The 12,006-nt window shown below is 65.0% G+C and carries 11 protein-coding genes; 4 read left to right on the forward strand and 7 right to left on the reverse strand.

Annotated elements, in window-relative coordinates; translation table 11 throughout:
• Positions 1-143 precede the first annotated feature (143 nt).
• Together M3484_RS00445 and M3484_RS00450 are read left to right on the forward strand one after the other, a co-directional pair.
• A complete protein-coding gene (locus M3484_RS00445; RefSeq protein ID WP_249495306.1) occupies positions 144-914 on the forward strand; it encodes an RNA methyltransferase in 771 nt (256 codons plus the stop codon).
• Between the two features lie 111 nt (positions 915-1,025).
• Positions 1,026-2,264, forward strand: a complete 1,239-nt coding sequence (locus M3484_RS00450; RefSeq protein ID WP_249495307.1) for a lytic murein transglycosylase — start codon at positions 1,026-1,028, stop codon at positions 2,262-2,264.
• Between the two features lie 3 nt (positions 2,265-2,267).
• Here the strand turns inward: M3484_RS00450 and M3484_RS00455 are convergent, their stop codons facing one another.
• The 3 genes from M3484_RS00455 to purD all read right to left on the reverse strand — a co-directional run bounded on the left by M3484_RS00455 (position 2,268) and on the right by purD (position 5,058).
• Positions 2,268-3,026, reverse strand: coding sequence for an EcsC family protein (locus M3484_RS00455; RefSeq protein ID WP_092901536.1), 759 nt, complete (start codon positions 3,024-3,026; stop codon positions 2,268-2,270).
• Positions 3,027-3,118: 92 nt separating this feature from the next.
• Positions 3,119-3,607: a GNAT family N-acetyltransferase gene (locus M3484_RS00460; protein WP_249495308.1), complete on the reverse strand. Its 489-nt coding sequence runs from the start codon at positions 3,605-3,607 to the stop codon at positions 3,119-3,121.
• Between the two features lie 173 nt (positions 3,608-3,780).
• Positions 3,781-5,058, reverse strand: a complete 1,278-nt coding sequence (gene purD / locus M3484_RS00465) for a phosphoribosylamine--glycine ligase (RefSeq protein ID WP_249495309.1) — start codon at positions 5,056-5,058, stop codon at positions 3,781-3,783.
• A 157-nt stretch (positions 5,059-5,215) separates the two neighbouring features.
• Between purD and ctaA the strand changes: the two genes are divergently transcribed.
• Entirely contained in the window at positions 5,216-6,400 is a 1,185-nt protein-coding gene (gene ctaA / locus M3484_RS00470; RefSeq protein ID WP_249495310.1) for a heme A synthase, read from the forward strand.
• Positions 6,400-7,887: a carboxypeptidase M32 gene (locus M3484_RS00475; RefSeq protein WP_249495311.1), complete on the forward strand. Its 1,488-nt coding sequence runs from the start codon at positions 6,400-6,402 to the stop codon at positions 7,885-7,887. The genes ctaA and M3484_RS00475 overlap by 1 nt, the downstream gene beginning before the upstream one ends.
• Here the strand turns inward: M3484_RS00475 and M3484_RS00480 are convergent.
• From M3484_RS00480 to chrA, 4 genes are all read right to left on the reverse strand, one after another.
• Complete coding sequence (locus tag M3484_RS00480; protein WP_249495312.1) at positions 7,875-9,071, reverse strand: MFS transporter; 1,197 nt, start codon at positions 9,069-9,071, stop codon at positions 7,875-7,877. The two genes, M3484_RS00475 and M3484_RS00480, sit on opposite strands and share 13 nt — an antisense overlap.
• Before the next feature lie 88 nt (positions 9,072-9,159).
• On the reverse strand, positions 9,160-9,678 hold the full coding sequence (locus M3484_RS00485; protein ID WP_249495313.1) for a class I SAM-dependent methyltransferase: 519 nt from the start codon (positions 9,676-9,678) through the stop codon (positions 9,160-9,162).
• A gap of 311 nt (positions 9,679-9,989) precedes the next feature.
• The gene (locus M3484_RS00490) at positions 9,990-10,460 is read right to left on the reverse strand and encodes an SspB family protein (RefSeq protein WP_092901539.1); all 471 of its coding nucleotides are present in this window, start codon (positions 10,458-10,460) and stop codon (positions 9,990-9,992) included.
• Positions 10,461-10,590: 130 nt separating this feature from the next.
• Complete coding sequence (gene chrA, locus M3484_RS00495) at positions 10,591-11,961, reverse strand: chromate efflux transporter (RefSeq protein ID WP_249495314.1); 1,371 nt, start codon at positions 11,959-11,961, stop codon at positions 10,591-10,593.
• Between the last annotated feature and the right edge of the window lie 45 nt (positions 11,962-12,006).

The raw sequence follows: 12,006 nt of genomic DNA on the forward strand, positions 1-12,006 counted from the left end.
GCTATGGGCGGAAGGGGGCGCTGCCCCCGTCTGCGCTATGCGCAGCCTCCCCCGGGATATTTTTGGACAGATGAAAGGGCTTTGCTTGTTTGCGCCCGGCTGAGAGGCTATCTGGCGGGCGGTTTTCAGATGGGGGCGCGCAGATGGCACAGGCTGATATGGTGGATCCGGTGATCGTGCTGGTGCGGCCGCAGATGGGCGAGAATATCGGCGCGGCGGCGCGGGCGATGCTGAATTTCGGACTGGACCGGATGCGGATTGTCGATCCGCGCGACGGCTGGCCGAACCCGAAGGCCAATGCGATGGCGAGCGGGGCGGGGCGGGTGCTGGATCAGGCCGGGGTGTTCCCGGATGTGGCGCGCGCGGTTGCGGATTGCGATTTCGTTTTTGCCACCACGGCGCGGTCGCGCGAGCTGGTGAAAGAGGTTGTCACGCCTGAGCGCGCCATGGCGATGGCGCGCGAGATGGGGGCGGCGGGCAAGAAGATCGGGATCCTCTTCGGGCCGGAGCGGGCGGGGCTGGAGAATGGCGATATCATCCATGCCAATGCGATTGTGACGGTGCCGGTCAATCCCGAATTCTTTTCGCTGAATCTCGGTCAGTCGGTTCTGCTTCTGGCCTATGAATGGGGGCGCCAGGGCAGTGAGGTTCCGGCCTCGGCTATGGGATTTGCGCGGACAGAGCTGGCGAGCCGCGAAGAGGTGGAGCGGCTGGGCGATCATTACGAGATGCGGCTGGAGGAGGCGGGGTTCTTCTTTCCGCCCACCAAAGCTGCGGGCATGCGGCTGAACCTGAGGAATATGTGGGGGCGGCTGGCGCTGACCCGTGCCGAGGTGCAGACTTTGCATGGGATGCTGCGTCAGATCCTGTTTCGCAAGGGCCAGGAGAGCGGCCAGGATGAGCCGCGCGGGTAACTTCCGGCGAACCCCTGCCGGTGGCCGCGAGAGGGCCCCGGCTCGGTCTTTGCCTGGCGGGGCGGATCGGGTAAACTTGCGCCAAATCTAAAACAAAGGCAGGCAGGCGTTATGATTACCCGCAGATTTTTCACCGCGACCGCTGGTTTTGCGTTGCTTTCCGGCTGTGTCGGGGGCGCCTCCCGTATGGGCAGCGCGGTTCCTGGCAGCCGTGAGACGCCGGCGCCGCGTGCGGTGGCGGATCGCGGCTGGGACAGCTGGGTTGCGAATTACCGCAACCGGGCCGCGGCGCGGGGGATCTCTGCCGGCACGCTCGATATGGGGTTCCGCCATGCGGGGTTCCTGCCCGAGGTGATCGAAAGAGACCGCAACCAGACCGAATTCAAACGCTCGCTTGAGGATTACCTGTCAATCGCGGCCTCGGATGAGCGGGTCTCGCTCGGGCGCGAGATGTATGCCCGCTATGGCGCGACGCTGGCCGCCATCGAGCAGCGCTACGGGGTCGAGGGCAATGTCGTCGCAGCCTTCTGGGGGCTTGAGAGCTTTTTCGGCACAAGGCGCGGCAATGTGCCGGTGATCTCGGCATTGTCGACGCTCGCCTATGAGGGGCGGCGCGCGGCGTTTTTTGAGAGCCAGCTTGATGGCGCGCTGAAAATCCTTCAGGCCGGTGATGTTCCTGCTGACCGGATGGTCGGCAGCTGGGCCGGTGCCATGGGGCATACCCAGTTCATCCCGACCTCGTATCTGCAATATGCCGTTGATTTTACAGGCGACGGGCGGCGTGACATCTGGTCGGACGACCCGACCGACGCTCTGGCATCGACCGCGAATTATGTGGCGCGCACCGGCTGGCAGCGTGGCCTGCCCTGGGGGATGGAGGTTTCGCTGCCCTCGGGGTTTGCGGCGGCACTGCTCGGGCGTGGCAAGGGGAAATCGGCTGCGGAATGGGAGGCGCTTGGCGTCTCGCGCAGCGGCGGCGGCGGGCTGTCGGGTGGCTCGATCATCCAGCCGGGCGGGGCGGGAACACCGGCCTTCCTGCTGACGCAGAATTTCAACGTGATCCTGCGCTATAACAATGCCGAGAATTACGCGATCGGCGTCGGGCATCTGGCCGACCGGATCAAGGGCGGCGGCCCGGTCAGGGCGGATTTCGGGCCGGACCGCACCGGCCTGACCAAGGCCGACCGTCAGGATCTGCAACGGCGCCTGACCGCGCGCGGCTTTGACACCGGCGGCAGCGACGGTGTGATCGGTCCGAAATCGCGCGAGGCGATCTCGGCCTGGCAGGCCCGCAGCGGTATGGCGGTGACGGGTGAGCCCTCGGCCGCGCTGCTTGCCTCTTTGCGATAGGCCTCAGGCTTTGGTGATGCGGGGCCGGGCGGTTGCGGTGGCGAATTGCTCCAGCACCGGCCCGGCGCCGTGTTCCTCGGCCAGCCGCAACAGCCCGAAGCGGATCGCCGCCATCTCGCGGTAATAGCGCAGGAAAGCGGCATTGATCGCAGCCCCCGAAACCGCCCCCATTACCGGCACCGCCTGGGCCATGAGCTTCTGGCCAAGGGCCGCGGCAAGTTTCGGTGCGATGGTGGCGATCAGCTGGTTCAGCGCCGGCCCGGTCAGGGCGGCGCGGGCCGAGAAAAACGCCGTATTGATCCCGTCATCCGCCGCAATCGGGCTGCCCGAGCCAAAGGTGCGCAGCGCTTCTGACATGATCCAGGGATCGTCGGGGTCGTAACCCAGCTTTTCAGCCTCACGCCGGATCGCATGCAGCAGCACAGTGATTGTGAACGGAAGTTCGGCAAGCCCGCCCATGATCCCACCGGCCCCGCCGGCAATCCCTGCACCAATCGCGGCGGCAAGCGTGCCACGATCCCCGCTGCCGGGAAGCCTGCCGCCCTGGCGTGCCACCATCCAGGCCCGCTCCAGCGCCGCCGCAGTCACAGTTTCGGCTCGCTCGCGAAATCCTGCGGGAAGGATCGACATCTGGTCTTCCAGCCTGCCGCCAAACCGGGTCAGAAGCGCCATAACCGGCCCATTGGCCTTTTTCCAGCGCAGCGCGAGGGCATCGACGCCGGCACGGCATTCGGCGGGCAGCGGCAGGTCGGGCAGGGTCATGTTTTCATGGCTCATATCCCGCATATGGGGAGGGCGGAGCGCCGCACAAGACCAGGCCCCGAACGCAAGCGATATCGCGTGGCCGGGCGGCATCAGGTTGCGCGCGAAACCACGCCGGAAACCCCTGCCCAGGCGCCCGCTTTCAGCTCGAGCCCCAGAACCCGGTCGGGGTTGGTCGGGGGTGGCATCACGACATCAGCAAGTTTTTCAAAGCCAAAGCGGCTGTAATAGGGCGCGTCGCCCACCAGGAGCACCCGCTCCCAGCCCAGCTTGCGCGCCTCGGCGAGGCTTTCCGAGATCAGCAGCCCGCCCAGACCCTCACCCTGACGCGTCGGGTGGACCGCGACCGGGCCGAGAAGCAGAATGTCCACCGTGCCGATCTTTGCCGGCCAGTAGCGGATCGCCCCTGCGAGGATCCCGTCGCCATCGCGCAGACAGAGGCACAGAGGCGCGATGGTCGGCACGCCGTCCCGCAGCCGATAAGACGACAAAGCCGTCCGCCCCGGCGCGAAGCAGAGGTCGTAAAGCGCCTCGACCTCCCACCAGTCTGCCTCGCTCTCTTCTTCAAGCCTGTAGACCACAGCGCCTGTCCTCTTCCCTGTGCCGCGTCCGGGCGTGGCAGCGCTTTGCCTGCCATGCCAATATGGATGTGATTGTGACAGTGTCGCCCGCGCGCCGAAGGGCCGCATCTTCTTTTTGAGAAGAATACCCGTGCCGGAGGTATTCCATCCGGGACAGCGACGCGCTCAGCGGGTCAGAGCGCGCGCCAGCCGATATCGCGTCGGCAGAAGCCTTCGGCCCAGTCGATCCCATCAACCATTCGATAGGCGGCATCGCGCGCGGCTTTCAGCGTGTCCGCGCGGCCCGTCACATTCAGCACCCGACCGCCACTGGCCAGTATATCGCCATCACGCGCCACGGTGCCGGCATGGAACACCATATGGCCGCTGTCTTCGGGCAGGGTCTCAAGCCCCTGGATCCGGCTTCCCTTCACATAGGCGCCCGGATAGCCCGCCGCCGCCATCACCACGGTCAGCGCATGATCATCGGCCCAGTTCACTTTCGCCTGCGAAAGCCGCTGATCTGCGGTTGCAATCAGATGATCCAGCACCTGGGCGCCCAGCCGCATCATCAGGACCTGGGCTTCCGGGTCGCCAAAGCGGCAGTTATATTCCACCAGCCGCGCGCGGCGTTCGCCATCGGGGCCGTCATCGATCATCAGCCCGGCATAAAGCACACCCTGATAGGGCGTGCCGCGCCGCGCCATCTCGCGGATGGTTGGCAGCACGATCTGTTCCATCGCCTGGGTCTGGAGCGCTTCGGTCAGCACCGGCGCCGGGGAATAGGCGCCCATGCCGCCGGTATTCGGGCCGGTATCGCCATCGCCGACCCGCTTATGGTCCTGGGCCGTGCCATAGGGGATCGCGGTCACGCCATCGGTCAGGATGAAGAAGCTCGCCTCTTCGCCCTGCATGAATTCCTCGATCACCACCTCGGCGCCGGCCTCGCCGAACTCGCCGCCGAACATATCTTCGATCCCGGCCAGGGCCTCGGCCTCGGTCATTGCGACGATCACGCCTTTGCCGGCCGCCAGCCCATCGGCCTTAACCACAATCGGCGCGCCCTGGGCACGGATGTAGTCCTTGGCAGGTTGCGCTTCGGTAAAGCGCGCCCAGGCCGCAGTCGGTGCGGCGCAGGCATCACAAACCTCTTTGGTGAAGCGCTTTGACGCTTCAAGCTGCGCCGCCTCGCGGCTCGGGCCGAAGGTCAGGATCCCGGCGGCGCGGGTCGCATCCGCCACACCTGCGGCAAGGGGGGCCTCGGGGCCGACGATCACGAAATCAATGGCGTTATCTTCGCAAAACGCCACCACGCGCGCCTGGTCAAGAATATCAAGGCTGGCACATTCCGCGATCTGCGCGATGCCTGCATTGCCAGGCGCCACGATCAGCCGGTCGCATTTCGGGTTCTGCTTTACCGCCCAGGCCAGCGCATGTTCACGCCCGCCGCCGCCAAGGATCAGGATATTCATCTGCTGCGCGCCCCGTTCCGGTCTGATGGTTCTGGCGCCTGATAGTCGCCACAGCCGCTGGTGGCAAGCGCCCGAAACGCCCCTGGCCGGATGCTTTGCCACCTTGAAGCCGGGGGGCGCACGGCCTAGTCTCGCGCCCGTCACGAAGGAAGGCACCATGGCCGGAAAACGCAGCATTTTCGAAGAGGTCGGCGAGACCTCGAATAACCCGAAACAACCGGGGAAGTCCGGCGTTACAGGCGGGATGATCGATCAGGGCCACAGGGGGGCGCGCGGCGCGATCCGGGTCTGGCTGATCGTGCTTTTCCTGCTGGTCGTCGCGATGATCGTGGTCGGAGGGCTGACGCGCCTTACCGGCTCGGGGCTCTCGATCACTGAATGGCGCCCTGTCACCGGGGCGATCCCGCCGATGGATCTTGTCTCCTGGACGGCGGAATTCGATAAATACCGTCAGACACCGCAATACGAGCTGGCGAATGCCGGCATGACGCTGGATCAGTTCAAGACGATCTATTGGTGGGAATGGGCGCATCGCCAGCTTGGCCGCCTGGTCGGCCTGATCTGGGCCGTTGGTTTCCTTGGCTTTCTTGTCACGAAATCCATCCCGCCGCGCTGGTCAAAGCGGCTTTTGCTGATCGGGGCGCTTGGCGGGCTGCAGGGCGCGATTGGCTGGTGGATGGTGTCTTCGGGCCTGTCGGGCAGCATGATCCGTGTCGCGTCTTACCGGCTGGCGGTGCACCTGGGGCTGGCCTTTGTCATCCTTGGTTTCATCGGCTGGTATGTATTCCTGCTGTCGCGCAGCGAATCCGCCCTTATGACGGCCAGGCGGGGCAGGGAGGCCAAGCTCTTTTCGATGTCCACCGGCCTGATGCATTTCGCCTTCCTCCAGATCCTTCTCGGGGCGCTGGTCGCGGGGATTGACGCCGGGCGTGCTTTTCCGACCTGGCCCCTGATGGGCGACAGCTTCTTCCCGGCGGATGCGTTTTACGCGACCGATATGGAGGGCAATGTCCTGCCGGTCTGGCATGCCTTCTTTGAAAACCCGGGCCTGGTGCAGTTCATGCACCGGATGGCGGGCTATCTTCTGTTCATTTTCGGCGTGGTCGTCTGGCTGCGCGGCCGCAAATCCGCGCATCGTGATACCAGGTTTGCGTTTAACATGGTTATGCTGATGCTGGTGGCCCAGGCCGGGCTTGGCATCATGGCGGTTCTCACCTCGGCGCATCTGCATGTGGCGATCACCCATCAGATCGGTGCGGTGATCCTCTGGGTGCTGATCCTGCGCGCGCGCTACCTGTCGCAATACCCGGTTGCGGGCTCGATCCGGAAAGGAACCGCCTGATGGCTGATGTCTATGACGCGCTGATGGCCCATGCCCGCGAGACTGCGGCGCTGGAACAGGTTGCGGGGCGGCTGTCCTGGGATCAGGAGACGATGATGCCGCGCGACGCCGCCGAACAGCGCGGCGAGGAAATGGCAGCGATGGAGGGTGTCTTGCATGCCCGCCGCTCTGACCCGCGTGTCGGTGACTGGCTGTCAAAGGTTGATCCGGTCGAGCTGGTCGCGAAAGCCCAGGTCGCAAAGATCCGCCGCTCTTACGAGCGCGCGCTGAAAGTGCCGGCACGCCTCGCGCAGGAGATCGCGCGGGTGACCTCGCTTTCCCAGGGCATCTGGGCCGAGGCGCGGGCGAATGAGGCGGTTACGTCTTTTCTGCCGACGCTGGAACAGGTCGTCGCCCTGAAGCGTGAAGAGGGGCAGGCGCTGGCCTCCGGGGGAAAGGCGGGCGGCGACAGCTATGACGCGATGCTCGATGATTACGAGCCCGGGATGACCGGCGCTGAATGCGCCGCGATGTTCGACGCGCTGCGTCCGCGCCTGGTGGCTTTGCGCGAAAAGATCCTTGCCTCACCGCGCAAACCTGCCGCGCTGACCGGCAGTTTCGGGGCAGATGCCCAGATCCGCCTGTCGCGCCGCCTTGCGATGGTCTTCGGTTATGACATGCAACGGGGCCGCATCGACACCGCCGTGCATCCGTTCTGTTCGGGTTCGGGGGATGATGTGCGCATCACCACCCGCGTCGCAGAAGGCGATCCCTTCAACTGCCTCTATTCCACCATCCACGAGACCGGCCATGCCGCTTACGAGCAGGGGGTCGATTCCGATTTCCTGCTGACGCCGATTGGTGGCGGCGTCTCGATGGGGGTCCATGAAAGCCAGAGCCGGATCTGCGAGAACCAGCTTGGCCGCTCGCGCCCCTTTACCGAATGGTTGTTCGGTGAGATGCGCGACCGTTTCGGCGAATTCGGCATCACCGATCCCGAAGAGTTCTTCGCCACCGTTAACCGTGTTGCACCGGGCTATATCCGCACGGAATCGGATGAGGTGCATTACAATCTCCATGTCATGCTGCGTTTCGATCTGGAACGCGCGCTGATGGGGGGGGATCTGACGGTCGCGGATCTGGAATCTGCCTGGAATGACCGTTTCCTCAAAGATTTCGGCGTGGCGGTCGACAAGCCCTCGAACGGGATGCTCCAGGACGTGCACTGGTCGGTCGGTCTCTTCGGCTATTTCCCGACCTATACTCTGGGCAACCTTTACGCTGGCTGCCTTTTCAAGGCGTTGCGTGCCGATCTGCCGGGGCTCGACCAGGATCTGGCCGCAGGCGAGATGGGGGCCGCAAATGACTGGCTCAGGGAAAACCTCCGCCGTCACGGCGCGCTTTACGGCCCGCGCGAGACCATCACCCGCGCCTGTGGCGAAGAGCCATCCGCAGGCCCGCTTCTGGATTATCTCGAAGCGAAATTCGGCGCGATCTACGGGTTCTGAGGCGCATTCCGGGGCCGCAGCGCTACCAGACCCATCGCCAGAACCGAGATGCCCGCGCCGATCAGAAACGGCGCGGCTGATCCCCAGGTGACCCAGGCCCAGCCGGCGGCGGTATTGCCGATCAGCATCACCACACCGCTTGCAAGGTTGAAGGCCCCGAAGGCGCTGCCCCGGAGCGCGGGCGGCGCGGTCGCCGCAATCATCGCGCCCAAAAGCCCCTGGCTGAACCCCATATGCAGTCCCCAAAGCGCCACACCGGCCAGAAAAACCGGCGCGCTTTGCGCAGAACCCAGCACCAGATGCGCGCCCGCCAGAAGGCCCAGACCGATCATCAGCGGCACTTTCACCGGATCCTTCCCGGATGCGGCCAGCCGGTCCGAGAAGATCCCCACCGGCCAGGCCGCCAGGGCATAAACCGCATGCAGCGCCACGATGATCAGCGGCACCCAGACCGGCGAGAACCCGGCCTCCAGCGCTTTCAACAGAAGGAATGCCTCGGAAAACCGCGCCAGCATGATCAGCCCCGCCAGCGCGATGACGCCCCTGACCGGAGCGGTCAGCAGCAGCGCGTCGCGAAACCGGAAGCCGGAGCCCTTGCCGGCCTGTGCCGCGACCGGCTCTTTGACCCGAAAGATCAGCAGAAAAATCGCGAAAGCCGCCGGCAGCGCCGCAAGCCAGAATACCATCCTGATATCCCCGGCAAAAACCAGCATGGCGGCAATCGCGAGGAGCGGCCCCAGAAAGCCGCCCAGACTGTCGAGCGACTTCCTGAGGCCAAAGGCCGCGCCCCGTATCGCGGCCGGTGTGGCGGTGGCGATCATCGCATCGCGTGGCGCAGACCTGATCCCCTTGCCGACCCGGTCCATCGCCTTGGCCAGCACGACCTGATCAAGGCTCATCGCCAGGGGAAAGATCAGCCGCGACAGCGAGCCAAGCCCATAGCCCAGCACCGCCAGCGATTTTGCCCGCCCGGACCAGTCTGCCAGAACCCCCGAAAGCGCTTTGGTCACCGTGGCCACCGCCACAGCCAGCCCTTCGATAAAGCCGATGACCAGCGCCGAGGCCCCCAGCCCACTGGCCAGAAACAAGGGCAAAAGCGTGTTCACCATCTCGGAGGACACATCCATCAGCAGGCTGACAAAGCCCAGTATCCAGACCATGCGAGGGATCGGTGAAACGGTCATTCAGAGCGCGGGCCCCTTCCTGCTGACACTAATGCTCCGGCGGGCGGGATCCCCCGCCCGGGACGGCGCGCAGGCTTTGTCGCCTCACTCACGCGCGGCGAAAGCGGTAGACCCGTGCCGGCGGCAGATTGGCCCAGACCTTATGGCCTCTGTCCACCGCCAGGCCCAGATCGCTGATGATCTCGGGCGGCACCGGCGGGCGCGGGCCATAGGTGAATTGTACATATTCTCCGTCCGGCTCCAGCACATCGAAGGCCGCACCGACAATCGCGCGGCGCACCGGGTCCGGCATCGACAAAAGCGGCAGGCCCGAGATCACCGTCGACACGCCGCTGCCGACAAGTGCCCGCACCTCCTGCGCGCCGGTTTTATGCACGGTCACGCGCGGAAATTTCCGCCGCAGGAAATCGACAAATTCATCATCGAGCTCGAAAAGCGTCAGATTCTCGGGCGGCAGGCCGCGCGCAAGAATCGCTTCGGTAAACCGTCCGGTGCCGGGCCCGAATTCCACCACTTTGCCGCTATGGGGGCCGATCTTTGCGGTCATCGCACGGGCCAGCACCCGCGACGAGGGCGCGATGGCCGAGATCTGCCGGGGATTGCGCATAAGGCGCCTCCGGAACAATGCGAGATCACTTTCCATCGCCTATCCTGTCCTCATACGGGATTACTCCCGTGTCATGTCTCAGGTCCATCCGCCGGATGAGCCGGTCTTTCGCAGCATCTCTCGCGGCACCATCGTTTCCGATACAGTCCTGCCGCGCCGAGCGCGCCGCCGACCGGTAGGACGACGACAGATGCCGCCTCTGACGCTGTCGCGGGCCGTAAAGGCCGAGGCCGTTGCCGTCGCAGCCTGGCGGGTCATGCATAAAGACGGATGACACGCATGGGAGGAGATATCCGGCTCAGTGCCCGGGCTCAGGTCTTGCGGAACTGATCAAGGCTGACAACTTCAGCCTCCTGGCGCGGCGCGGGGGCAGCATCCTCTGCCTCGTCCTCGCCTTCCTCTGCCTCGTCTTCCTCATCGTCATCATCATGCTGGCTTTCAAAGCGCAGCCCGAATTCGACCGAGGGATCGACAAAGGTCAGCACGGAATCAAAGGGGATCACCAGCGGCTCGGGCGAATTGCCGAAGTTCAGCGTCACGGTGAATCCCTCATCCGTGACCTCAAGCCCCGAGAACCAGTGTTGCAGCACCACCGTCATCTCGGTCGGGTAGCGCTCTTTCAGCCAGTCGGCGATGGCAACATCGGGATGGGTGGTGTCAAAGGTGATAAAGAAGTGATGCGCTCCGGGCAGGCCATGTGCCGCCACATCGTCCAGCACCGAGCGGATCAGGCCGCGCATAGCCTGATGCATCAGGTTTCCATAGTCGATACTGCGCGTCATCCGGTTCCCCTGCCATTTCGCGCCACCATAAAACATCTGGCCGTCAAGGAAAGGGGCGAGCGCGCGCCTCTGGCCTAAAACTCGCGGCCTGCGGACAGGGAGCCAGTGAAACTGACCCGATTTGAAGCAGTCACAAATGCGAGAGCAGCAGGGCGGCACCGGCAGCCAGTGCCAGAACAAGCGGCATCGGAAGGCGCAGCCGCCAGAGCGCGACGCCGCTCGCCAAAGCGATGGCAAGCGAGAGGGGTTTCAGCGTCGCGAGGTCAGGCAGCAGCATCTGCACCGGTCCGGCGCTGATCTCGCGATGGTCGGTGAACAGCACATGCAGAGCGAACCAGAGCGAGAGATTGGCGATCACCCCGACGACGGCAGGCGTGATCCGCGCCATGGCTCCGGCAAGCACCGGTACCGCCAGCAGCCTGTCGATAAAGGGGCTCGCGGCGAAGATGAACAGAAATGACGGCAGGAAGGTCATCCAGAGCGCAACGCCCGCGCCACCAAGCGCCATGAGGGGGCCACCATCCTGAAACCCCGCGATCCAGCCGGTGAATGAGGTCACAAGGATCAGCGGCCCCGGCGTCGATTCCGCCAGTGCCAGCCCGTCGATCATCTGCCCGGTCGTCAGCCAGCCGCGCAGATCGACCATTTCCTGCGCCATCCAGGCCATCAGTGCGTAAGCGCCGCCAAAGGCCAGCGCCGCCAGTTTCGCGAAAAAGACCCCGATCTCTGCCAGCCGCTCTGGCCCGAAAACCACCAGCAGGGCCAGCGGCACAAGCCAGAGGCCCAGCCAGAGCGCCCCTTGCCAGACGGCCTCCCGCCAGATGTCACCGGCAGCCCGTGCGGGCGCGGGCGGTTCCGTGGCCGAGGGGCTGGCCACGCGCAACGCTGGCCTGGATGCTGATCGGAGCGCCTGCAGCCCGCCCCAAAACGCAGCCGCCAGCAGGATCAGCGGGAAGGGCAGGGCAAAGACAAACAGGCCGAGAAAGGACAAAAGCGCGATGATCCGCGCCTCCTGCGTTTGCAGCGCCCTTTGCCCAAGCCGGATCAGGGCCGCCGCGACAATCGCCAGTACCGCCGCCTGGATGCCGGTAAACAGCACCGGAATCAGGGGGATGGTGCCAAACCCTGTATAGAGCGCCGCGAGGACTGTGATCAGCACCGCGCCCGGAGCCACAAAAAGCCCGCCGGCAATCAGCCCGCCTTTAATGCCGCGCAGCCGCCAGCCGATCCAGGTTGCAAGCTGCATCGCCTCGGGGCCGGGAAGCAGCATGCAAAAGGAAAGCGCGCGCGCATACTCCTCCTCGTTGATCCAGAACTTTTCTTCCAGCGCCACGCGGTGCAGCAAAGCGATCTGCGCCGCCGGGCCGCCAAAGGACCAAAGGCCGATCCGCCAGAACGCGGCCGACAATTCGGCCAGCGACGGCGCCGGGGCGCGACCCGGAAAGGGCACCTCGCGGCTGTCTGAGGGGGGGCTGGCTTTTGTCGGGCTGGCTGAAGTCATGGCTGCCAGGACGCTAGCGGGGTTTTGTGACGGGGGGAAGACGTG

The organism is Pseudomonas sp. GX19020 (assembly GCF_023371075.1).
Taxonomy (GTDB): Bacteria; Pseudomonadota; Alphaproteobacteria; order Rhodobacterales; family Rhodobacteraceae; genus Pseudogemmobacter.

Excerpts from the sequence above, each read along its gene's own strand:
- M3484_RS00445 (WP_249495306.1), top strand. The coding sequence starts at position 144 with ATGGCACAGGCTGATATGGTGGATCCGGTGATCGTGCTGGTGCGGCCG.
- M3484_RS00450 (WP_249495307.1), top strand. The coding sequence starts at position 1,026 with ATGATTACCCGCAGATTTTTCACCGCGACCGCTGGTTTTGCGTTGCTT.
- M3484_RS00455 (WP_092901536.1), bottom strand. The coding sequence starts at position 3,026 with ATGACCCTGCCCGACCTGCCGCTGCCCGCCGAATGCCGTGCCGGCGTC.
- purD (WP_249495309.1), bottom strand. The coding sequence starts at position 5,058 with ATGAATATCCTGATCCTTGGCGGCGGCGGGCGTGAACATGCGCTGGCC.
- ctaA (WP_249495310.1), top strand. The coding sequence starts at position 5,216 with ATGGCCGGAAAACGCAGCATTTTCGAAGAGGTCGGCGAGACCTCGAAT.
- M3484_RS00475 (WP_249495311.1), top strand. The coding sequence starts at position 6,400 with ATGGCTGATGTCTATGACGCGCTGATGGCCCATGCCCGCGAGACTGCG.
- M3484_RS00480 (WP_249495312.1), bottom strand. The coding sequence starts at position 9,071 with ATGACCGTTTCACCGATCCCTCGCATGGTCTGGATACTGGGCTTTGTC.
- M3484_RS00485 (WP_249495313.1), bottom strand. The coding sequence starts at position 9,678 with ATGCGCAATCCCCGGCAGATCTCGGCCATCGCGCCCTCGTCGCGGGTG.
- M3484_RS00490 (WP_092901539.1), bottom strand. The coding sequence starts at position 10,460 with ATGACGCGCAGTATCGACTATGGAAACCTGATGCATCAGGCTATGCGC.
- chrA (WP_249495314.1), bottom strand. The coding sequence starts at position 11,961 with ATGACTTCAGCCAGCCCGACAAAAGCCAGCCCCCCCTCAGACAGCCGC.